Source organism: Kineosporia corallincola (assembly GCF_018499875.1).
In the GTDB taxonomy this organism is placed as follows: Bacteria; Actinomycetota; Actinomycetes; order Actinomycetales; family Kineosporiaceae; genus Kineosporia; species Kineosporia corallincola.
This window is the reverse complement of sequence record NZ_JAHBAY010000003.1, coordinates 137,066-159,789: the sequence shown is the minus strand read 5'-3', so window position 1 is coordinate 159,789 and position 22,724 is coordinate 137,066. Positions and strand designations below refer to the sequence as shown.

Annotated in this window: 20 protein-coding genes; 16 read left to right on the top strand and 4 right to left on the bottom strand. The window is 69.7% G+C overall.

Annotation, left to right across the window (positions count from 1 at the left end; genetic code table 11):
* The first annotated feature begins 7 nt into the window (after positions 1–7).
* The gene (locus KIH74_RS07935; RefSeq protein WP_214155156.1) at positions 8–952 is read left to right on the top strand and encodes a phosphotransferase family protein; all 945 of its coding nucleotides are present in this window, start codon (positions 8–10) and stop codon (positions 950–952) included.
* Positions 953–960: 8 nt separating this feature from the next.
* Here the strand turns inward: KIH74_RS07935 and KIH74_RS07930 are convergent, their stop codons facing one another.
* Positions 961–2,268, bottom strand: coding sequence for an MFS transporter (locus tag KIH74_RS07930; RefSeq protein ID WP_214155155.1), 1,308 nt, complete (start codon positions 2,266–2,268; stop codon positions 961–963).
* 31 nt (positions 2,269–2,299) lie between these two features.
* Positions 2,300–2,956 carry a hypothetical protein gene (locus KIH74_RS07925; protein WP_214155154.1) on the bottom strand — a complete coding sequence of 219 codons (657 nt, stop codon included), beginning with the start codon at positions 2,954–2,956 and terminating at the stop codon, positions 2,300–2,302.
* Between the two features lie 130 nt (positions 2,957–3,086).
* Here KIH74_RS07925 and uvrC point away from each other — a divergent pair, with 130 nt between their 5' ends.
* The 15 genes from uvrC to KIH74_RS07850 all read left to right on the top strand — a co-directional run bounded on the left by uvrC (position 3,087) and on the right by KIH74_RS07850 (position 20,357).
* Entirely contained in the window at positions 3,087–5,132 is a 2,046-nt protein-coding gene (gene uvrC, locus KIH74_RS07920) for an excinuclease ABC subunit UvrC (protein ID WP_214155153.1), read from the top strand.
* A gap of 182 nt (positions 5,133–5,314) precedes the next feature.
* A complete protein-coding gene (rapZ, locus tag KIH74_RS07915; protein ID WP_372492013.1) occupies positions 5,315–6,322 on the top strand; it encodes an RNase adapter RapZ in 1,008 nt (335 codons plus the stop codon).
* Positions 6,319–7,296: a gluconeogenesis factor YvcK family protein gene (locus KIH74_RS07910; protein WP_214155152.1), complete on the top strand. Its 978-nt coding sequence runs from the start codon at positions 6,319–6,321 to the stop codon at positions 7,294–7,296. Before rapZ ends, KIH74_RS07910 begins: the two co-directional genes overlap by 4 nt.
* Before the next feature lie 60 nt (positions 7,297–7,356).
* Complete coding sequence (whiA, locus tag KIH74_RS07905) at positions 7,357–8,337, top strand: DNA-binding protein WhiA (protein ID WP_214155151.1); 981 nt, start codon at positions 7,357–7,359, stop codon at positions 8,335–8,337.
* A gap of 244 nt (positions 8,338–8,581) precedes the next feature.
* Positions 8,582–9,589, top strand: a complete 1,008-nt coding sequence (gene gap, locus KIH74_RS07900; RefSeq protein WP_214155150.1) for a type I glyceraldehyde-3-phosphate dehydrogenase — start codon at positions 8,582–8,584, stop codon at positions 9,587–9,589.
* A 7-nt stretch (positions 9,590–9,596) separates the two neighbouring features.
* Positions 9,597–10,808 carry a phosphoglycerate kinase gene (locus KIH74_RS07895; RefSeq protein ID WP_214155149.1) on the top strand — a complete coding sequence of 404 codons (1,212 nt, stop codon included), beginning with the start codon at positions 9,597–9,599 and terminating at the stop codon, positions 10,806–10,808.
* A complete protein-coding gene (gene tpiA, locus KIH74_RS07890) occupies positions 10,808–11,614 on the top strand; it encodes a triose-phosphate isomerase (protein ID WP_214155148.1) in 807 nt (268 codons plus the stop codon). Before KIH74_RS07895 ends, tpiA begins: the two co-directional genes overlap by 1 nt.
* 148 nt (positions 11,615–11,762) lie before the next feature.
* Positions 11,763–12,017: a preprotein translocase subunit SecG gene (secG, locus tag KIH74_RS07885; protein WP_214155147.1), complete on the top strand. Its 255-nt coding sequence runs from the start codon at positions 11,763–11,765 to the stop codon at positions 12,015–12,017.
* A 52-nt stretch (positions 12,018–12,069) separates the two neighbouring features.
* On the top strand, positions 12,070–12,420 hold the full coding sequence (locus KIH74_RS07880) for an RNA polymerase-binding protein RbpA (RefSeq protein WP_214155146.1): 351 nt from the start codon (positions 12,070–12,072) through the stop codon (positions 12,418–12,420).
* Positions 12,421–12,512: 92 nt separating this feature from the next.
* Positions 12,513–13,439, top strand: coding sequence for an LLM class flavin-dependent oxidoreductase (locus KIH74_RS07875; protein ID WP_214155145.1), 927 nt, complete (start codon positions 12,513–12,515; stop codon positions 13,437–13,439).
* Between the two features lie 1,130 nt (positions 13,440–14,569).
* A complete protein-coding gene (locus KIH74_RS07870; RefSeq protein WP_281417738.1) occupies positions 14,570–15,829 on the top strand; it encodes an aminotransferase class I/II-fold pyridoxal phosphate-dependent enzyme in 1,260 nt (419 codons plus the stop codon).
* Positions 15,826–17,325 (top strand): FAD-dependent oxidoreductase, encoded by a 1,500-nt coding sequence (locus tag KIH74_RS07865; protein ID WP_214155143.1) that lies wholly within the window; start codon positions 15,826–15,828, stop codon positions 17,323–17,325. The genes KIH74_RS07870 and KIH74_RS07865 overlap by 4 nt, the downstream gene beginning before the upstream one ends.
* Before the next feature lie 5 nt (positions 17,326–17,330).
* Positions 17,331–18,062, top strand: a complete 732-nt coding sequence (locus KIH74_RS07860; RefSeq protein WP_214155142.1) for an SDR family NAD(P)-dependent oxidoreductase — start codon at positions 17,331–17,333, stop codon at positions 18,060–18,062.
* A 71-nt stretch (positions 18,063–18,133) separates the two neighbouring features.
* The gene (locus KIH74_RS07855; RefSeq protein ID WP_214155141.1) at positions 18,134–19,375 is read left to right on the top strand and encodes a pyridoxal phosphate-dependent aminotransferase; all 1,242 of its coding nucleotides are present in this window, start codon (positions 18,134–18,136) and stop codon (positions 19,373–19,375) included.
* A 10-nt stretch (positions 19,376–19,385) separates the two neighbouring features.
* Positions 19,386–20,357, top strand: a complete 972-nt coding sequence (locus tag KIH74_RS07850) for a UDP-glucuronic acid decarboxylase family protein (RefSeq protein WP_214155140.1) — start codon at positions 19,386–19,388, stop codon at positions 20,355–20,357.
* A 260-nt stretch (positions 20,358–20,617) separates the two neighbouring features.
* On the opposite strand, the gene KIH74_RS07845 is transcribed toward KIH74_RS07850, so the two are convergent.
* Positions 20,618–21,301, bottom strand: a complete 684-nt coding sequence (locus KIH74_RS07845) for a class II aldolase/adducin family protein (RefSeq protein WP_214155139.1) — start codon at positions 21,299–21,301, stop codon at positions 20,618–20,620.
* Complete coding sequence (otnK, locus tag KIH74_RS07840; protein WP_214155138.1) at positions 21,298–22,623, bottom strand: 3-oxo-tetronate kinase; 1,326 nt, start codon at positions 22,621–22,623, stop codon at positions 21,298–21,300. The genes KIH74_RS07845 and otnK overlap by 4 nt, the downstream gene beginning before the upstream one ends.
* Positions 22,624–22,724 lie beyond the last annotated feature (101 nt).

Sequence of the window (22,724 nt, the reverse complement as noted above, 5' to 3'; positions counted from 1 at the left end):
CGGACGCATGAGATTGCTCTGGCAGGACGTGCCCACCACCGCACGTGATCAGGTCGTGGCCCGGCTCGGGGCACCGGTGGTGGCCGAGCGGTCGCAGCCCGGCGGATTCTCGCCGGGAGTCGCCTCCCGGCTGGCGCTGGCGGACGGCCGGCGGGTGTTCGTCAAGGCGGTGAGCGCCGGGCGCAACCCGGTCTCCCCGGGCATGCACCGGCGTGAGGCCGCCGTGCTGGGCTATCTGCCCGAGCCGGTGCCGGCCCCGCGGCTGCTGCACCTGCTCGACGACGGCGACTGGGTGGTGCTGGTGATCGAGGACGTGGAGGGGACGCAGCCCGCGCTGCCCTGGCGGACGGACCAGCTGCGTCAGGTGCTGACCGGGCTTGAGCGCCTGGCCCCGGCGCTGACCCCGGCACCGCCGCAGGCCCCACCGCTCCAGGAGACGATGAAGGACGACTTCACCGGCTGGAACGCCTTCGCCGCCGACCCCTCGCGGCTGGACCGGTTCGGGCCCTGGCCGGTCACCGAGCTGGACCGGCTGACGGCTCTGGAGGCCCGCTGGCCCGAGGCCGCTCGCGGCGACACGCTGCTGCACGCCGACCTGCGAGCCGACAACCTGCTGCTCACCCCGGCCGGGGAGGTCGTGCTGGTGGACTGGCCGCACGCGGCCGTGGGGGCGGCGTGGTGCGACGTGTTGTTCATGATGCCCAGCGTGCTGGCCGCCGCCCGGCCGGCCGGCGGGCTCGACCCGGAGACGCTGTGGGCCGAGTTCGGGCCCGCGCGGTCTGCTGCCCGTGACGACGTGGACGCCGTGCTCGCCGCCCTGACCGGCTACTTCCTGTTTCACTCCACCCTGCCGGCGCCGAAGAACCTGACCGGGCTGCGGGAGTTCCAGGCGGAGCAGGGCGTGGCCGCGCTGGCCTGGTTGAGGCAGCGGCTGGAGCGGGCCGGTGCGTGACACCACCCTCACGACCGCACCTGCCTGAACCCGGGCGACCCCAGCGCCAGCAGACCGGCGATCAGCAGCAGGCCGGCCGGGATCAGGGTGCTGGTCACCGCTCCGGTCAGGTCGGCCAGGCCACCGAGGAGGTTGTTGGTGACCAGCAGCGTCACCGTCTGGGTGAGCACGAGCACGGCCTGCACCCGGGCCAGGTGCGTGCCGGGGGTCGCGCTCAGCACGGTGGGTGAGGCATGACCGGCGAAGAGCCCGGTGCCCGCGCCGCACACCAGGGCACCCAGCGCGGCCGGGAGGAGCCCGTGCGCGAGCAGCGTGAAATCCGCGGACGGAAGAACCGGACCGCCGGACAGAGCCACCAGCGCCAGGCCCGCCGCCGCGACCACCGTGCCCCACACCGCCGCGAGACCGGCCCGTTCGAGGGCTCCCCGTCTCGCGATGGCCAGGGTCACCGCGATCATGCCCAGAGCGTTGGCCCCGGCCACCAGACCGGCCCCACGGGCGTTCCACCCGTGGGTGTGGGCCAGCATCGGCATCAGGATGGAGAACGCGGGCAGCACGAGCCCGCCGAACGCACCGGTCAGCAGCAGAACGGTACGTAGCACCGGGTCGGTCAGGCTGAGGCGCAGCCCGTCGAGAGCCGCCGCGGCGAGGCTGCCACCGGCTGGGACGCCGCCGCCGGTGGGCCTGATCAGGAGCAGCACGACGAGGACCACGGCGAACGAGAGAGCGTCCAGCAGAAGCACTCCCGCGAGCCCGACCGACACCACCAGCAGGCCACCGACCGGGCCCGCCACGAGGTTGGCCACCTGCCCGCCGGCCTGCCGCAGCCCGAGGGCCCGTGGCAGGTGCGCCGGCTGCACCAGCAGACGCGGCATGCTGCCCGAAGCCGGCAGATAGAACGCGTCCACCAGGCCGAGCGCCAGACCGGTGGCCAGCAGGAGCCAGACCTGGGGGCCCGACAGGTGCAGCACCAGAGCGAAGAGCAGGCACAGCGCGATCATCGTGGCGTCGCAGGTGATCATCACCAGTCGGGCGCCGATCCGGTCGCCCAGCACGCCGCCGAGCAGAAGGAAAAGGGCGCGCGGGACGTTGACCGCCGTGAGTACCAGCCCGGCCGTGGCCCCGCTGTGCCCCGTGGCGGTCCAGCCGAGCGCGAAGTAGAGCACCCCGTTGCCGAGGATCGAGACGACGGCCCCGCTCACCCACAGCAGGTAGGCGCGGGGGAGGGCGGTGCCGGTCTGCGGTGCGGTGGCGGTCTGCGGTGCGGTGGCTGTCATCGTGGTCTCCCCGTGGTCGAGCTCGGCCCGTCTCGCCATGATCAGAGGCTGCCAGGGGGGTACGACAGTTTCAGGGCGCGGTCGCCCAGACCTTGGCCTCCAGCACGAGAACCGAGTCCTCGGTGGACGTTCCGGACCTGCTGTCCAGCCTGACCCAGGCCAGGTTCTGCCGGTCGGTGAGGAAGCAGTACTGCGGTCCGGGGCCGTAGACGCCGGCACCGGGCCGGCCGTCGGTGTCGGCCCGGGTGACCGCGAGGCACCGGTCGTACGCGCCGTCCGCGGGGCCGGAGTCGTCGAAGATCAGGGCCCTGCTCACTTTCAGGTCGAAGGCGTCGCCGTACCTGATGTCGAGGTCACCGAGCGGCCCGGGGGCCGGCTCCACCTCGGCCGTCGCGCCGTCCAGGTCCGCGCCGGTGCCGTAGGGCAGCGTCACCTGGGCGTCCAGCAGAGGCCGGGGGCCGGTGGCGCCGGTCGTGGAGGTGACTCCGGTGGCTGTCCCGGCCGGCCGGGTGACCCCGGCGGCCGTGGGCGTGCCGGTGACGCTGCTGGTTCCGGCGCCGTCCGGCCCGCCGTCGCGCCCTCCGCCCGGCCCGGAGAAGGTGCCCATGAGGAATCCCAGGCCGGTCACCACCGCGGTGCCGACGGCCACCATGCCGCCCAGCACGGTCCATACCCCCTGAGACCTCTCGCCCCAGAGTCGCCCCGCCCCGTCCGCCCGCTGTGACATACCCACCCCGCAGTAGACATGCTGAAAATGATCTTGACGACAGTAGTGCCGAGCCTGGAGGTGCGGGCCGGAACCGGGGATCCCGGCACCATGGGCCAGAACTGTCGGTGGGGGCGCTTAGGGTTGATGTGTGGCTGATCCATCGACGTACCGACCCGCCGTCGGAACCATTCCCGAGCAACCGGGTGTCTACCGGTTCCGTGACGCCTCCGGTCGGGTCATCTACGTCGGCAAGGCGAAGAGCCTGCGCCAGCGGCTGAACTCGTACTTCGCCGATCCCGCCAACCTGCACCAGCGCACCCAGACCATGGTGTTCACCGCCACCTCGGTGGAGTGGACCACGGTGAACACCGAGGTCGAGGCACTTCAGCTGGAGTACTCCTGGATCAAGGAGTACGACCCGCGGTTCAACGTGAAGTACCGCGACGACAAGTCCTACCCCTATCTCGCCGTCACCATGGGCGACGAGTTCCCCCGGGTGCAGGTGATGCGCGGGGCGAAACGCAAGGGCACGCGCTACTTCGGGCCCTACGCCCACGCCTGGGCGATCCGCGAGACGGTAGACCTGCTCCTGCGCGTGTTCCCGGTGCGCACGTGCAGCAACGGGGTGTTCAAACGGGCCGGGCAGATCGGCCGGCCCTGCCTGCTCGGCTACATCGACAAGTGCTCGGCGCCCTGCGTCGGCAAGGTCACGCCCGACGAGCACCGGCGCCTGGCCGACGACTTCTGCGACTTCATGGGCGGCAAGACCGAGCGCTACGTGAAACGGCTCGAGCGCGACATGCTCCAGGCCTCGCACGACCTACGGTTCGAGCAGGCGGCACGGCTGCGCGACGACATCCAGGCGCTGTCCCGGGCGATGGAGAAGAACGCGGTGGTGCTGTCCGACGGCACCGACGCCGACGTGTTCGCGCTCGCCGACGACGAGCTGGAGGCCGCTGTGCAGGTCTTCCACGTGCGTGACGGGCGGATCCGCGGCCAGCGGGGCTGGGTGGTCGAGAAGGTCGAGGACGTGACCACCGCCGACCTGGTCGAGCATCTGCTCCAGCAGGTCTACGGCGAGGTGAACGGCGAGGCCGTGCCGCGTGAGGTGCTGGTGCCGCACGAGCCGCCGGACCTGGCCGAGGTGGAGACCTGGCTGACCGGGCTGCGGGGCTCCCGGGTCGAGGTGCGGGTGCCGCAGCGTGGCGACAAGCGCACCCTGATGGAGACCGTGGCCCGCAACGCCGGTCAGGCCCTCACCCTGCACAAGACCCGCCGGGCCGGTGACCTGACCACCCGTTCCAAGGCGCTCCAGGAGATCCAGGAGGCGCTTGGCCTGCCCGAGGCGCCGCTGCGCATCGAGTGTTACGACATCTCCCACATCCAGGGCTCCAACGTGGTCGCCTCGATGGTCGTGTTCGAAGACGGCCTGGCCAAGAAGTCCGAGTACCGCAAGTTCACGATCAAGAGTCTCGCCGAGGGCAGCTCGGACGACGTGGCGTCCATCCGTGAGGTGATCAGCCGCCGGTTCCGCCGTTACCTCAGCGAGAAGGCCGACGAGGCCCGGGAGGCCGGCGCCGACCCGGCCACCGGCGAGATCCTCGACCAGGCGCCGTCACTGGAGGAGGACGGGGTGCCCGCGGGCATCGACCCGGACACCGGCCGGCCGAAGAAGTTCGCCTACGCGCCCAACCTGGTCGTGGTCGACGGTGGCGCGCCCCAGGTGGCCGCGGCGCGGGCAGCCATGGCCGAGCTCGGTATCCAGGACGTCGCCCTCTGCGGCCTGGCCAAACGGCTCGAGGAGGTCTGGGTCCCCGACGACGACCAGCCGGTGATCCTGCCCCGCTCCAGTGAGGGGCTGTACCTCCTCCAGCGGGTGCGGGACGAGGCCCACCGGTTCGCGATCACCCACCATCGGCAGCGCCGCAGCACCGCGATGACGGTGAGCGAGCTGGACGCCGTCCCCGGTTTGGGACCCGCCCGGAAGAAGGCGCTGCTGGCGCACTTCGGCTCGGTGAAGAAACTCCGGGCCGCCTCGGTGGAGGCGATCGCCTCGGTGCAGGGAGTGGGGCCGAAGGTGGCCCAGGCCGTGGTCACCACGCTGAACCCCGAGGCCACCGGCGAGCAGAGCGAGCCCTCGCGGCAGACGGCCCCGGTGGCGGTGGACATGGCGACCGGGGAACTGCTCGACTGACCCGTACGTGATCTTGATCAGAGCCCGATCAGCCGGTTCCCGGCCGCCGCGTGATCGGCTAAGCCTGGTCGTGTTCGATGCCGAACGCGGCAGGGCCGGAGGAACGCCATAATGACCAGCTCCCGCCGATCCGCCCCGACCACCCGAAACAGCCGGGCTGACGAGCAAGACATCCGACAGGTATGGAGAGCAAGGTGACCACCATCCCGGAGGCGTCCGAGCCGACGGCGTCGGAGTCCGCGGTGCCCGCCGTCGCGGAGACCGTGGCGTCGGCGACCCTCGCACCCGCCACCCAGCCGGACGGCACCCCCGCCGAGACCGGCACGGCAGCCATGTCCGAGCTGCTGATCATCACTGGCATGTCCGGTGCGGGGCGGAGCACCGCCGCGAAGGCTCTCGAAGACCTAGGCTGGTACGTCGTCGACAACCTGCCGCCCCAGCTGATCGCCGAGCTGGCGGTGCTCGCCGCCACGGCCGAGCCCCGGGTGCGGCGCATCGCCGTCGCCGTCGACGTGCGGGGCCGCTCGTTCTTCAGCGCCCTGGCCGACGCCGTCTCAACCGCCGAGCGCAGCGGTATCCGCACCCGGTTGCTCTTCCTCGACGCCACCAACGAGACCCTGGTGCGCCGCTTCGAGTCGGTGCGCCGCCCGCATCCGCTCCAGGGCGACGGTGCGCCACTCGACGGCATCCGCGCCGAGCGCAAGGTGATGGGTGAGCTGCGCGGCAACGCCGACACCCTGGTCGACACCTCGCGTCTGAACGTGCACGAGCTGGCCAGCAAGATCATCGCGCTGTTCGGCGACGCCGGCGACCCGTCCATCCGGATCCTGCTGATGTCGTTCGGTTTCAAGTACGGCCTGCCGCTCGACGCCGACCAGGTCGCCGACGTGCGCTTCCTGCCCAACCCGTTCTGGGTGCCCGAGCTGCGTGCCCACAACGGCATGGACGCCGAGGTGGCCGACTACGTGCTCGGGCAGGAGGGCGCCGCCGAGTTCATCGACCGCTACGCCCTCGCCCTCCAGCCGGTGCTCGCCGGGTACGTGCGGGAGAACAAGCGCTACGCCACCATCGCCATCGGCTGCACCGGGGGCAAGCACCGGTCCGTCGCCATCACCGAGGTCCTGGCCCAGCGCCTGGAAGGGGCCGGGGTCGCCGTCACCGCCGTGCACCGTGATGTGGGGCGCGAGTGACCCCGAGCTCGTCCGGTCGTGGGCCCAACGTCGTCGCGCTCGGCGGCGGTCACGGTCTGGCGGCCTCGCTGTCCGCCCTGCGGCATCTCACCGACCGGCTCACGGCCGTGGTCACGGTGGCCGACGACGGCGGTTCCTCCGGTCGGCTGCGCCGGGAGTTCGGCGTGCTGCCGCCCGGTGATCTGCGGATGGCGCTGTCCGCCCTGTGCGACGACAGCGAGTGGGGCCTGCTGTGGCGCGACGTGCTCCAGCACCGGTTCGCCAGTGCCGGGGCACTGCACGACCACGCGGCCGGCAACCTGCTGATCCTCACGCTGTGGGAACTGCTCGACGACCCGGTCAGCGGGCTGGACTGGGTGGCCCGGTTGCTCGGCGCACGCGGCCGGGTGCTGCCGATGGCCGCGGTACCCCTCGACATCGAGGCCACGGTGCTCGGTATCGACCCGGACGATCCGGCCGGTCTCACCACGGTGCGGGGGCAGGTGGCGGTGGCCACCACGCCGGGCCGGGTGATCGGTGTGCAGCTGAGTCCCAACGACCCGCCGGCCCGGCCGGAGGTCCTCGCCGCCGTGCGCGACGCCGACTGGGCCGTGCTCGGTCCGGGGTCCTGGTACACCAGCGTGCTGCCGCACCTGCTGGTGCCGGAGCTCTCGCGCGCGCTGTCGCGCACCCAGGCCCGCATCTGCCTGACGCTCAACCTGGGCCAGCAACCCGGCGAGACCGACGGCTTCTCGCCGGAGAATCACCTGGAGGTGCTCGCCGCGCACGCCCCCGATCTGCGCGTCGACGCGGTGCTGGTGGACCCCTCGCAGATCGAGGACGCGGCGTCTCTGGAACGGGCGGCGGCCGAGCTGGGCGCCGTGGTGGTGAGCCGGGACGTGGCGATCGGCGACGGCACCCCACGGCACGATCCGCTGCGGCTGGCCGCGGCCTACCGCGACCTGTTCAGTGGGGCGACCGAGCTGAACGGCTGACCGGTCGCCGGTTTCACAAGTTCACGAACCATGCTTGCATGCGGTGGCAAGATTCATCTCATGGCATTGACGGCACTGGTCAAAGACGAATTGAGCCGGCTTCAGGTCACCAAGCCCTGCTGCCGCAAAGCCGAGGTATCGGCCACCCTCCGGTTCGCCGGCGGGCTACACATCGTCGGCGGCCGCATCGTCGTGGAGGCCGAGCTCGACACGGCCGCGGCCGCCCGGCGGCTGCGTAAAGACATCAACGACGTGTTCGGGCACAGCAGTGACATCGTCGTGCTGGCGCCGGGCGGCCTGCGCCGCGGCAGCCGGTACGTGGTCCGGGTGATCCGTGACGGCGAGTCGCTGGCCCGGCAGACCGGTCTGGTCGACGGCCGCGGCCGGCCGGTGCGCGGGCTGCCGCCGCAGGTCGTCTCCGGCGCCACCTGCGACGCCGAGGCAGCCTGGCGCGGTGCGTTCCTGGCGCACGGCTCGCTCACCGAACCCGGCCGTTCCAGCGCACTGGAGGTCACCTGCCCCGGCCCCGAGGCGGCACTCGCGCTGGTCGGCGCGGCCCGCCGGCTGGGCATCCAGGCGAAGGCCCGCGAGGTGCGCGGTGTGGACCGGGTGGTGATCCGGGACGGCGACACGATCGGCGCCCTGCTCACCCGGCTCGGCGCGCACGACGCGGTGATGGCCTGGGAGGAGCGGCGCATGCGCCGCGAGGTGCGGGCGACCGCGAACCGCCTGGCCAACTTCGACGACGCGAACCTGCGGCGCTCGGCGCGGGCCGCGGTGGCCGCCGGGTCACGGGTGGAGCGTGCCCTGGAGATTCTCGGCGAGGACGTTCCCGACCATCTGAAGTCCGCCGGCAAGCTGCGCCTGGCCCACAAGCAGGCCAGCCTGGAGGAGCTCGGTCAGCTGGCCGAGCCGCAGATGACCAAGGACGCGGTGGCGGGACGGATCCGCCGGCTCCTGGCGATGGCCGACAAGCGCGCGGCTGACCTGGGCGTTCCGGGGACGGACGCCAATCTCACGCCGGACATGCTCGACGCATAGTCCTCAACCGGTTGCACGCTGGTTGAAAGGCACGGGGCCGGCGGTCCTGGCACCTGACCGTCGTCCCTTCTTCATGGACCGTTGGTCCCACGATCACCGCCGGATTCAGGGTCCTGGACACGGACCTGACCAGGGGCTGTCTGGACATCCACGGCCGAAACTCACCGCGTAGTGTGAGTGCCGCACACCACAACCCGGCGCCGGGAGTCCCGGCGCACTGTGGATGACGAGAGGAAACGACAAAGTGACTGTTCGCGTTGGCATCAACGGCTTCGGCCGGATCGGCCGTAACTTCTTCCGCGCTGCCCGGGCGGCCGGTGCGGACATCGAGATCGTTGCCGTCAACGACCTCACCGACATCAAGACCCTCGCGCACCTGCTGAAGTACGACTCGATCCTGGGCCGTCTGGACGCCGAGGTCACCTACTCCGGTGACGAGATCATCGTCGACGGCAAGGCGATCAAGGCCCTCGCCGAGCGCGACCCCGCCGCTCTGCCGTGGAAGGATCTGGGCGTCGACCTGGTCGTCGAGTCGACCGGCTTCTTCACGGACGCCACCAAGGCGAAGGCCCACATCGAGGGTGGCGCCAAGAAGGTCCTGATCTCGGCCCCCGCCAAGAACGAAGACCTGACGATCGTCTTCGGTGTCAACCACACCGAGTACGACCCGGCGAAGCACCACATCGTCAGCAACGCGTCCTGCACGACCAACTGCCTGGCGCCGATGGCCAAGGTCCTCAACGACACCTTCGGGATCGAAAAGGGCCTCATGACCACCATCCACGCGTACACGCAGGACCAGAACCTCCAGGACGGCCCGCACAAGGACCTGCGTCGCGCCCGCGCCGCGGCCCTGAACATCGTGCCGACCAGCACCGGTGCCGCCAAGGCGATCAGCCTGGTGATCCCCGAGCTGAAGGGCAAGCTGGACGGCTTCGCGCTGCGCGTGCCGGTTCCCACCGGCTCGGCCACCGACCTGACCTTCGAGGCCGGCCGTGAGGTCACCGTCGAAGAGGTCAACGCCGCGATCAAGGCTGCCGCCGAGACCGAGGCGTTCAAGGGCATCCTCAAGTACACCGAGGACCCGATCGTCTCCAGCGACATCGTGACCGACTCGCACTCGACGATTTTCGACGCCGGCCTCACCAAGGTGATCGGCAACCAGGTCAAGGTCGTCGGCTGGTACGACAACGAGTGGGGCTACTCCAACCGCCTCGTCGACGCCGCCGTCCTGGTCGGCACGGGTCTCTGATTTCCCGATGAAGACCATCGACGACCTCACCAAGGAGCTGGGAACCCTTTCCGGCAAGCGCATTCTGGTCCGCAGTGACCTGAACGTGCCGCTGGACAAGGAAACCGGCGCGGTGACGGACGACGGTCGTATCCGGGCGTCGCTGCCGACCTGGCAGCGACTCCTGGACGCGGGCGCGAAGGTCATCGTCGTTGCCCACCTCGGCCGGCCGAAAGGCACTCCGGAGGCGAAGTACTCACTCGCCCCGGCGGTCGAGCGGGCCAAGCAGCTGCTGCCCGGTGTGACCATCACCCTGGCGGAGGACACGGTGGGCGAGTCCGCCCGGGCCGCGGTCTCCGCCCTCGGTGACGGCGAGCTGCTGGTGCTCGAGAACCTGCGGTTCAACGCGGGCGAGACCAGCAAGGACGAGGCCGAGCGGGCCGCTTTCGCCGACCAGCTGGCCGCTTTCGCGGACGGCTACGTCAGCGACGGTTTCGGCGTCGTGCACCGCAAGCAGGCGAGCGTCTACGACGTCGCGCAGAAGCTGCCGCACGCGGCCGGCGGACTGGTGCTGGCCGAGGTCGAGGTGCTCAAGCGCCTCACCGAGACCCCGCAGCGTCCCTACGCCGTCGTGCTCGGCGGGTCGAAGGTGTCCGACAAACTCGGCGTCATCGACAACCTGCTCAACACGGCGGACCGGCTGCTGATCGGCGGCGGCATGGTGTTCACCTTCCTCAAGGCCCAGGGCCACGAGGTCGGTAAGAGCCTCCTCGAGGAGGACCAGCTCGACACCGTGCGCGGCTACATCGAGCGGGCCCAGAAGCAGGGCGTCGAGCTCGTGCTTCCCGTCGACGTGGTGGCGGCAACGGCCTTCGCGGCCGACGCCGAGCACTCCACCGTGGCCGCGGAGCAGATCCCGGCCGACCGGCTGGGGCTCGACATCGGCCCGGAGTCCGGAAAGCTGTTCGCCTCCAAGCTGGCGGACTGCGAGACGGTCTTCTGGAACGGCCCGATGGGCGTGTTCGAGATGGAGTCGTTCAGCCACGGCACCCGCGCGGTGGCCCAGGCCCTCGTCGACTCGAAGGCGTTCAGCGTCGTCGGTGGCGGCGACTCGGCCGCGGCCGTCCGCACGCTCGGCTTCGACGAGAAGGCCTTCGGCCACATCTCGACCGGAGGCGGCGCGAGCCTGGAGTTCCTGGAGGGTAAGACCCTTCCGGGTCTGACCGTTCTGGAGAACTGATGGCCAAGTCCGACGAAACGGGCCGCACCCCGCTCATGGCGGGGAACTGGAAGATGAACCTCGATCACTTCGAGGCGGCCCATCTGGTGCAGAAGCTGGCGTGGACCCTCGACGACGCGAAGCACGACTTCGACGCCGTCGAGGTGGCGCTGATCCCGCCCTTCACCGACCTGCGCTCCGTGCAGACGCTGGTGGACGGGGACAAGCTCGGCTTCAAGTACGGCGCACAGGACCTGTCGCAGTACGACAAGGGCGCGTACACGGGTGAGATCTCCGGTGCGATGCTCGCGAAGCTGAAGTGCACCTACGTGGTGGTCGGGCACTCCGAGCGCCGCCAGTACCACAACGAGGACGACGCCGTGGTCAATGCCAAGACCAAGGCTGCGATCAAGCACGACCTGACGCCGGTCGTCTGCATCGGTGAAGGGCTGGACGTCCGCAAGGAGGGCCGGCAGGTTCCGCACTGCCTGGCCCAGCTCGACGCCGACCTGGCCGGTGTTCCGGCCGACAAGGCGGCGTCGATCGTGATTGCCTACGAGCCGGTCTGGGCGATCGGCACCGGTGAGGTGGCGACTCCGGAAGACGCGCAGGAGGTCTGTGCGGCGATTCGCGGACGGCTGGCCGAGCTCTACTCGGCCGACGTCGCGAAGGCGGTCCGGGTTCTGTACGGCGGTTCGGTCAAGGCGCAGAACGTGGCGGGAATCATGGCGCAGGAAGACGTCGACGGAGCTCTCGTCGGCGGCGCGTCCATCGATCCGGGCGAATTCGCGTCAATTGTCCGCTATCGGGACCATAAGACAGCCTGAGCTGCACGCTTAGGTCTGGTAAAAACCGCGTATCACGCGGCGCGCGGCCCCTGATCTGTCCGATCAGGGGCCGCGCATCGCCTACGCTGTGACTGAGACTGCATCAGATCCAGACTGCGTCCCCAAAACGAGTGAGATAGAGGTCCGCGTGTCCGTGCTACGCCTGAGCCTTCAGGTGCTTCTCGTCATCACCAGCCTGATCCTGACGCTGCTGATCCTCCTCCACAAGGGGCGAGGCGGTGGTCTGTCGGACATGTTCGGTGGCGGCATGTCCTCCAGCATGGGCAGCTCGGGGGTCGCCGAGCGCAACCTCAACCGGTTCACGATCGCCATCGGCATGACCTGGGCGATCGTGGTCGTCCTGCTGAACCTGATGTACAGGTTCTTCCCCGACGCGTTCTGAACGACACACCTGCAACCGGCGCGAGACCGGGTACTGAAGGAGAGGATTCACGGTGGCGAGTGGCAACGCTATCCGCGGTAGCCGAGTTGGCGCGGGCCCCATGGGTGAGGCCGAGCGGGGTGACACAGCCCCGCGGTTCCGCATTTCCTACTGGTGCGCGAACAAGCACGAGACCAAGCCCAGCTTCTCGGAAGAGGCCGGTGTGCAGCCGCCGGAGACCTGGGACTGCCCGCGTTGTGGCTTCCCGGCCGGTCAGGACCGCTCGGCACCTCCGTCCCCGCCCCGGAACGAGCCCTACAAGACGCATCTCGCGTATGTGAAGGAGCGTCGTAGCGACGCGGACGGCCAGGCGATCCTGGAAGAGGCTCTGGCCTCGCTGCGGTCCCGCCGCATCATTCGCTGAGTCCTCGCGACTTTCCGCACTTCCGATCGGCTTCCGGCATCGCCGGGGGCCGATCGTCGGTTTTGTCGTAGGTGAGCGGCATGATGTGGGCCATGACTTCGACGGCTCACAGCACCAGCACGACACAGGCGTCGTCCGGTTCACCCCGGCTGGGCGTCGCTTTCGTTCCCGTCGTCCCGCCCGAGCGGTTCCGGTCCCTGGTCCTCGCGGCCGAGGAGTCGGGGCTCGACGAGCTCTGGGTGTGGGAGGACTGTTTCAAGGAGAGCGGTGTGGCGAGCGCCGCCGTGGCCCTGGCCTGGACGCAGCGCATCCGCGTCGGCATCGGCCTGATGCCCGCCCCGCTGCGCAACGTGGCCCTCACGGCGATGGAGATCGCCACGCTGGAGCGGATGTTCCCGGGGCGGCTCATGCCGGGGGTGGGGCACGGCGTGCAGGACTGGATGGGGCAGGTGGGCAATCGCGCTGCCTCCCCGCTGACGTTGCTGCGTGAGTACGCGACCGCGCTGCGCCGTCTGCTGCACGGCGAGAAGGTCACGGTGGACGGCATCTACGTCAAGCTGCACGAGGTGGCCCTCGACTGGCCGCCGGTCCAGCCTCCACTGCTGTACGTCGGTGGCGAGGGCCCGAAGACGCTTCGGCTCACCGGTGAGGTCGGTGACGGCACGATGCTCAGCTGGGCAGGGGAGCAGGAGGCTCTGCGCCGCACCGTGCAGGGTGTGCTCGACGTCGCCGCTCCCAAGCCCGGGGCGCGGGGGCCGCACGAGGTCACGGTGGGCCAGATCGCGGCCACCGGTCCGGGGGCTCAGGCCCGGGTGGACGCCGAACTCCCGCTCTGGGGGCGGCAACCCGGTCCGGGGGCGGGGGTCGCGGGAGACGCGGCCACCATCGCGGCCGACGTGCGCCGGCTGGGGCAGGCCGGCTGCACCACGGTCATCCTTCAGCCCACGTCCGACGAGCCCGACCTCGAGGGATTCATCCGTTTTCTGGGTCAGGAGGTGCGGCCCCTCCTGGCGGGCTGAGGGCAGAATTGAAGACGACGCAAGCCGGGTCCCCGTGACCTTGTGCTCCTTCTCCGTGTCCTCTGCCCGGGTAGCCGGACCCCTGGGGGCGGGGCATCGGTCCTGTCGTTCGGGGTCCTGACCTCGACGGCGTCGGGCGGTTGTGGAAGGGGCCGCTTTCGTCGCGGGGCGGACGACCTCGCGTGCGGCTGGGCGGTGCTCCGTGTGATCGTCCCTTCCGGACCAGGGGCGGGGTGCTCCCCGTCGCATCGTCGGTGGGCGGGCGGAGGGGGCGTGTGCCGGCCTGGGACGGCTCGGAGGTGCTGGGCGCGGCGGGACCTGTGGTGGCCTCGGCGAGGTGCGCCGGGTAGGTGGCAGCCCGGCCGAGCTGTGTGCGCCTGAGTCGTCCGGCTCCGCGCTCTGAGGTTCCGGTTCGGACGGTGCCTCCCATCGGGTCACCGGCAAGGCGCGGCTCGGTCATGAGCCGGCCTGTCATGCCGGCATCTTCGCGGTGCCGCTGTCGGACGCGATCCGCAGGGCGATACCGCCGCCCGGGCGGCATCCTGATCGGAGACCTCGCCTTCCAGCGGTGTCACTTTCGTTGCCTCCGGTGCCGGGGGCAGAGTGAGGACGGGGCGAGTCTTCCGGAGCCTTTCCGTCACCGGCCGGACCCCCTGGTTCACCGGCACGACACTCCTTCGGTTCGGTCCTTCGAAGGGGAGAGCGACGAGTCCATGGCCACAGCCCTGCTTGCAGCGTAAAGTATTTGGTGAACCACGAATCAAATGGCTTGCAAAAGAGCGATTTTGAATCGCCCGCTGAAGGATTCATCAGATCGTGCAATTCGAAAGTGTTTCCATGGCTTTCATGAATTCGGAAGTGCACCAATGCGTGTCGCATGTGATGGCCATGGATGCGTGTCATCCAAAGATGGGCATCCCGTCGGCGCGCAGGTGAATCCTGCTGCCTGGCAGCTGATGTGCGCTCAGGTGAGGGGTGATGCAGAGAGCGGGCCGTGAATTCATTCATGCCTCTTGATTAGCTCTGGCGGATGGCGTCTACTGAACTACGCACCCGGGCGCTCGTCTCGTGCGCCGGTGGCAGCCGAGGCTGTCGGGGGTGGTGCATCTTTCATCGTTCGGGGGATCTCGATGACGTCGACCGCGCGTGGCAGCAGGCTTCGGAACACGCCCTTCATGGTCCGTGAATCCACGGCGAACTATGCCCGGGCCATCAACAGCAATCTCATGCAGGTCAGCATCGTGGGGCGTGACGGCAAGCAGGTGACCCTGCCCGGCGGGCGTGAGGTCGTCGAGTTCGTCAACTGCTCCTATCTCGGGCTGGATCTCCATCCAGCTGTGATCAGGGCATCCAAATCCGTTGGCGAACAGTGGGGTTCAAACTTCTGCTGTGCGCGCTCGCGGTTCTCGATCGAGCCGCAGCGGCAGCTCGAAGAAGATCTGTCCGAGCTCTACCGGGGGCGGGTGATCACGTTCCCCTCCACCTCGGCGGCACACATCTCGATCATGCCGCTGCTGGCCAGCGGGGTACTCATCAACGAATCCGATCCGCCCGCGGTCACGCTCATCTTCGACCAGTTCGCGCACTCCTCCATGCAGTACCTCAAACCGGTGCTGGCCACCGAGGCGACCGTGCTGACCGTGCCGCACAACTCGCTGGATGCGCTCCGGTCCGAGGTGGTCGCGGCGAGACAGCGAGGTGAGACGCCGGTCTACGTGGCCGACGGCATCTACTCGATGGGCGGCCTGGCACCGGTGCGTGAACTCGTCGCCCTGGCCGAGGAACTGGACTTCTACCTCTACGTCGACGACGCGCACGGCATGACCATCTTCGGCGAGCGCGGTGAGGGCCTGATGCTGAGCGCCCTCGACGGCGGCCACTCCGACCGGCTGATCCTCACCTTCTCCCTGTCCAAGGGTTTCGGTGCCTACGGCGGAGGGCTACTGGTGCCCGACGAACGCTGGGAGCGGCTGGTGCGCTCCTACGGCCAGATCTACTCGTTCTCGGCCGCGCAGACCTTCCAGGCCGTCGAGTCCTGCCGGGCCGTGGTGGAACTGCACCGTCAGGGCGCCGTCCCGCCGCTCCAGCGGCAACTGCGAGACCGGGTGGCCCTGTTCGACGAGCTGATGGGGCAGTCGCTGCCGTTCAGCCCGATCCGGATGGTCCCGATCGGCGACGAGGCGGATGCGCTCTCGGCCGGCGAAGAGCTACTGGATGCAGGCTACTTCGCATCCGTGGTGTTCTTCCCCATCGTGCGGCGGCGCTCGGCTCAGCTGCGCCTGTGCCTGGCGGCGAACCACTCCGAGCAAGACGTCCGGGGCGTGGCCTCGGCCCTGCGCTCGCTGCGTGACAAGTACGCGACCATCGGCCAGGGAGAAGGTCTCGAATGAAGCGCCGGGAAGTGCACGTCGTCATCGGTGGCGGTGTCGCCGGCTGTATCTCGGCCATCATGCGCAGCCGGGCCGGGTACGAGGTCATCCTCTGCGAGCAGCAGGAGGCGCGCTCCACGCTGACCCATCCGATCTGCACCGAGACCAGCAACATCGTCAGTGAGAACCACAGCGGCGCCGAGTACCCGTTCGACCCACGCAGCGCCCGCGACTGCCTCGACGGCCGCATCGTCAACGAACGTTTCTTCCCCGAATTCATCTACGGCGGAAAGACCTACAGCCGCATCATCGCGTCCCAGAGCATGATGGACGACGGACACGACATCGTCGCCCAGTGCCGTAGCAACATGAAGGTGCTGGAGTCGCACTACGCCCAGCGCTGCGCGGAGGACGAGGCGAACGCGGTCTTCGGGGATCCGGCGGCCATCTGCCGGGAGATCCCGACGGTCGAGGGGGTGAACGACGTCGCCTCCGCGTTCCTGACGCCGCAGCGCGGGATGAATCCGGTGCTGGTCGCGACCGTGCTGGAGTGGGAACTGCGGCAGGCGAGTGTGGACTTCCGGGCCGGCACCCGGGTCACTTCGGTCACCACCCGCTCCGACGGGCGGTACGAGGTGACGGCCGATTCCGCCGGCTCGCGGCAGGTGATCGTCGCCGACCAGATCAGCCTGTGCTGCGGCACAGCGGCTTTCGCCGTGGCCAAGCGGCTGAATCCGGCGGTCGCGTTCCCGCGGCTCTTCATGGCCCTGCGCGAGATTCTGTATGTCGATCTGCCCGAGGGCACCGACAAGAACTTCACCTGTCTCAAGCTGGAAGACGCGTACGGCGGCATGCTCAGCCCGCTCAGCCCGGCGGTGGCCATGATCTACCACCCGCCGGCGGCGCACGTGATGAACGAGGTCATGCACCCGGAGACCGGGGCTCCGCCCTCGGCCTACCGCGAGTATCTGAGCAGCGGGCACCCGGAGGCGCCGGCCCGTGCCGCCCGGACACTGGAGCGGCTGCGGGAGTTCTACCCCGAGCTGGCCCGTTCGCAGATCCTCGGCACCTACCTGAAGATCGCGATCAACACCGTGTCGGACTCGCGGGTGCGTCGGAACATCGGCGTCTTCGACCTGGGGCCGGGCGCCAGCATGACCGTGCTGCCCAAGTGGACCATGTGCGCGGTCAACGCCCGCACCGAACTGGGCCTGGCACTGCGCCGTTCGGCCGATCGCGGCCATCTGTCGCCCGGTGAGGTGCCGGAGGTGCTGGCGCAGGGCAGCCGTCCGTGCTGGGACGAGACGCCGTCGTGGGCGCGCGACCCGGCCACCGCGCTGGCCCGGTCCACGGAGCACGCCCGGGCGATGAAGGTGCCGGAGCTGCTCGCTCACGGCTTTCCGCCAGGATTCGCCGGCAGCGCTGCGGCCCGGGTGGGTGATCCGGCCCGGGTGGGTGGTCCGGGGCCGGCCTGGCCCGGCGCCGCGGAGTCCGGTCACGACCACGGGGACGCGTGAGACAGATGGCCAAGTCGATCCTCATCACCGGTGCCGGTTCAGGAATCGGGGCGGAGGTGGCACGGCAGCTGGCCGCGGGCAACGACCTGCTCCTCCACCATCACACCTCCCGGGCGGCCGCCGCGGAACTCCAGGCCGAGCTGGCCGGCGTGAGCCGCAGCGTCTCGCTGTTCGAGGCCGACCTGACCACCGACGACGGTTGCGTGGCCCTGGTGAAAGAGGTGCAGCGGATCTTCTCCCGCCTCGATGTTCTGGTGAACAACGCCGGCGGCATGGTGGAGCGCCAGGCCGTCGGTGATCTCACCTGGCGGCACCTCGAAACCAGTTTCGCGCTCAACACGTTCTCCACCATGCGGCTCACCGGTCTGTGTACCGACCTGCTGCGGGGTGGCGAAAACCCCTGCGTGGTCAACATGACGTCGATCGCGATGCGCCACGGAGCGCCGTCGGCCACCGCCTACGGTGCGTCGAAGGCGGCGATCGACAGCTTCACCCGTGGCGCGGCCCAGGAACTCGCCCCCACGGTCCGGGTCAACGCCGTGGCGCCGGGGATCATCGACACCCGGTTCCACGAGCGGGTCACGTCCGAGGCCAAGATGAGGCAGTTCATCGAGAGCACCCCGCTCAAGCGGTCCGGAACCGTCACGGACGTCGGGCGCACGGTGAGGTTTCTCGTCGACAGCGATTTCGTCACCGGCGAGACGATCGACTGCAACGGCGGACTTTTCATGCGATGAGCGCACCGCACTCCGACCGGACGCGAAGCACCGGACGCGAAGCAGTCGATGCCCGAAACAGGAGACCACACATGCCGTTCACCCAGAATGATGTCGACGCACGTCTCAAAACCACGGCTGAGAAGCGGCACACGGGGTCGGCGGGCCGGGGTGTCTCCCGGTCCCGGCGTCTCGACGGGCTGGAGCTGTCGGACATCCGCGCGATGAGCCGGGAAAGTGACCGGCACGGCGCGATCAACCTCGCCCAGGGCATCTGCGACCTGCCCACCCCGCTGCCGGTGGCCGAGGCCACCAAGGCCGCGGTGGACGCCGGTCTGAGCACCTACAGCTATCCGGAGGGAGACATCGGCCTCCGGCAGGCGATCGCCACCAAACTCCAGCACCACAACGGCATCACCACCGACCCCGACCACGAGATCGTCGTGACCGTGGGTGCCACAGGGGCTTTCACCGCGACGGTCAACGCCCTGCTCGACGTGGGTGACGGCATCCTGCTCACAGAACCCTTCTACGGGTACCACCGCAGCTCGGCGGTGATCGCCGGTCTGGAGCCGCAGTTCGTCACCCTGCGGGCGCCCGGCTTCGAGCTGACCGAGCAGGCGCTGGAAGACGCGGTCCGGGCGAACACCCGCGCCCTCGTCATCTGCACCCCGGCCAACCCCAGCGGCCGGATGTTCTCGCGGGCCGAGCTGGAGGCCGTGGCCCGGGTGGCGCACCGGCACGACCTGCTCGTGATCACCGACGAGATCTACGAGTACATCCGCTTCGACGGCCGCCCGCACATCTCACCCGCGACCGTCGGCGCTCTCCACGACCGCACCGTCACTATCTCGGGTCTGTCGAAGACGTTCAGCATCACCGGCTGGCGGCTCGGCTACGTCGCGGCACCGGCGCCGCTGGCCCGGGCGATCAACCTGGTCAACGATCTGTACTACGTCTGCGCACCGACTCCGCTGCAACACGGGGTGACAGCCGGATTCGGCCTCCCACCCTCGTATTTCACCGCCCTGGCCGACGACTACCAGCGCAAGCGCGATCAGCTGTGCGGCGTTCTCGACCGGATCGGGGCCCGGCCCATCGTGCCCGAAGGCGCTTACTACGTCATGGCCGACGTGACCGGCTGGGGGTATACCACCTCCCGCCAGGCAGCCCTCTCGCTGGTGCGGGAAGCCGGGGTGGCCGCGGTTCCGGGCAGCGCCTTCTACCAGAACGACGCCGGCGACGGGCTTCTGCGCTTCTGCTTCGCCAAGCAGCAGGCTGTGCTCGACGAGGCCTGCGCCCGGCTCGAACACTTCACACCGACACGTCAGTGAGGACGGACCCATGAACAAGGCCGCGGCACGGCCGCGCGTGGTCGTCACCGGGGGTGCGGGTTTCCTCGGATCGCACCTGTGCGAGCGTCTGCTCCACGAGGGCCACGAAGTGGTCTGCGTCGACAACTTCTGCACCGGAAGCTCTGAGAACGTCGAGCACCTGCTCGACGCCGGACCGGCCTTCCAACTGCTCGACACCGACGTCAGCGAGTACCTGCGGGTGGCCGGGCGGGTCGACACCGTCCTGCACTTCGCTTCACCGGCCTCGCCCGTCTCCTACCTCCAGATGCCGATCGCGACGCTGAAGGTCGGCTCGATCGGCACCCTGAACGCCCTGGAACTCGCCCGGCTCAAGGGCGCCTCGTTCGTGCTGGCCTCGACCTCGGAGGCCTACGGCGACCCGCTCGTGCACCCGCAGCCAGAAACCTATTTCGGCAACGTCAACCCGGTCGGCCCGCGGGCGGTGTACGACGAGTCCAAGCGGTTCGCCGAGGCTCTCACGGTCACCTACCGCACCACCCACGGGGTGCTCACGTCGATCGCCCGCATTTTCAACACCCACGGTCCGCGGATGAACCCGCACGACGGACGGGCCGTGCCCACCTTCGTGCGGCAGGCGCTGGCGGGCGAACCGATCACCGTGGCCGGTGACGGCTCACAGACCAGGTCGATCCAGTTCGTGGACGATCTGGTCGAGGGCATCTGGCGGCTGATGCTCAGCCGGCACCCGGGGCCGATCAACATCGGTAACCCACAGGAGATCTCGATGCTCGACCTGGCTGTGATGATCCGCGACCTGACCGGCTCCAGCAGCCCGATCGTGATGGTGGAGCGGCCGGAGGACGATCCGAGCGTGCGCCGTCCCGAGGTCACCCTGGCACGGCGGGTGCTCGGCTGGGCGCCCCGGGTCGACCTGGCCGAAGGGCTGCGCGCCACCATCGACCACTTCCGCCAGCTGGAGGAGGATCGGCTCAAGGTGTGATCGAGGAACGACCAGACATGAGACCGAATCGCACGTTCCAGCCAGGGGCGGTGCGGCCGATGGTGGTGCGACCAGCGGCCGTGCGGCCGATGGTGGTGCGACCAGGGGCGGTGCGGCCGATGGTGGTGCGGCCAGGGGTGGTGCGGCCAGGGGTGGTGCGGCCAGGGGTGGTGCGGCCAGGGGTGGTGCGGCCGGTGATAGTGCGGCCGGAGGCGGCGCCGCAATGACGGATCAGCCGCCCTCGGCCAGCAGCTCGCCGGTCAGCCCCAGTAGCTGCCGTACTTCGACGCCAGCTCCGACGCCTGGGTGGGGGAGAGCAGACGAGGACTCTGACCGTTCGTGAGAAGTGTCAGCTTGCAAGCCTCTTCGAGCTCGATGGCGGCGTTCATGGCCGAGGTCAGGTCGGCCTGGGCCACCACCGATCCGTGATTGGCCAGCAGCGCCGCGCGGAACGGCAGGTCCAGGGCCTCCAGTTCGTCGGCCTGGGCCTTGTCGCCGGGCGGGGCGTAGCTGATCAGCGGTGTCTGCCCGACCCGCATCACGAAGTACGGGGTGATCGGGCCGACCGCGCTGGCGTCCGACCACGGCTCCAGGCAGGCCACGGCCACGGCGTTCACGCTGTGCAGGTGCACCACCGCGCCGGCGTCGGGGGTGCGGCGGTAGAAGGCGCCGTGCAGCGTGAACTCCTTGGACGGGCGCGGGCCGTCGAGGTGCTCACCGTCGATGCTCAGCACAGCCAGGTGGTCCGGGTCGAGTTCGCCCATCGACACGTTGGTCGGGGTGATGAACATCGTCGTCCCGACCCGCACGCTGATGTTGCCCGAGGTTCCCGGGCTCAGGCCCAGTTCGACCAGGCGGCGGCCGGTCTCGACCAGCTGCTCGCGCGCCACCCGCTCCGCCGGGCCGGTCACCCCGACCGGTTCCAACGCTTCACCCGAAGTCATGCCAGCACCGTCCATGCCCCGCTCATCAGATCCTCGGCCCCGAAATTGCCCGACTTCAGCAGCAGATTCATCACCCGGCCGCGGGAGTCCCCGCTCGCCCAGGTCACCCCGGGAGCGACCGGCTGCCCGATCACCAGCTCCCGCACGCCCAGCGCGGACACCACGGCCCCGGAGGTCTCGCCGCCGGCCACGATCAGCTCACGGCATCCGGCGTCGGCGAAGTCCGACGCCAACTGCGACAGCGCTTGCTCGACCAGATCGGCGGCGGGCACCTCACCGGGGTCCGTGGCGGGCTGCACATCGGCCAGATCCCCGACGGCGTAGACGAGGACGGGCTTTTCGTCGTCCACGAGCCATTGATCGCGGGCCCATGACACGAGCCCGGCCACGGTTCCGGCGAAATCGGCACGCAGGGCGTCGATGTCGAGCCGACGGTGCGGCATCCGCGAACGGGCGTGCGCGATCTGGCCCCGGGTGGCCGACGAGGCGCTGCCGGCCAGCACCGCGCGCGGCCCCGGCCGCGTGGGCAGCATCACCGGGGGAGTGCCGGGTCCGGAAAACCCGAGGGCCAGGCCGGAACCACCGGTGACCAGCGGCAGATCCGCGGTGGCCTCGGCGATGACGGCGAGGTCGTGTTCGGTCTCGGCATCAACCACGAAGGCCCGCAGACCCGCACCCGCCCCTGAACCCGAACCCGCAGCAGAACCAGCCCTGGCACCCGGACCAGCCCCGGCCGCCTCCAGCGCCGCCCGCACCGCGGTCACCCCCGCCCGCACCGTCTCCAGCGGAATCAGCGACACCGCAGCCGTGCTCTGCGCCGACAACAGCCGCGGCACGTCGGAATCGGTCATCGGCGTGAGCGGATGATGCCGCATCGGGCTCTCGGCCAGCGGCGTGCCGTGCACGAACAGCTGCCCGTCGACCACGGTGCGCCCCGCGTCCGGGAACGCGGGGACGACGACCGTGATCGTCGTTTCCAGATCAGCCGCCAGGGCGTCGAGGACCGGGCCGATATTGCCGCGCGGCGTCGAGTCGAACGTCGAGCAGTACTTGTCGTAGACCCTCGTCGCACCCATCTGGCGCAACCCACGCAGAGCGTTGCGGCTCGCGGCCACGGCTGCCGAGGGTTCGATGGTGCGGGTCTTCAGGGCGATGACCACCGCGTCGGCCCCCGCGCCGGTCTGCCCGTCAGGAGCAGCCAGGGCGGAGATCCGCTCGTGACCGGGGACGCCGATCGACACCACGGTGCGGAAACCGCGGGCGACCAGCGTCATCGCCAGGTCGGTCGCGCCGGTGAAGTCATCGGCAATGGCGCCGAGCACGCGTCCCTCCAAGAAGTCGATGAGAGGATGTGTGAAACGAAGTTACACCAGTTGACGCTGATGTGAATCGTGGTTAGCTTCGGGCAACACCTCACCGTCGA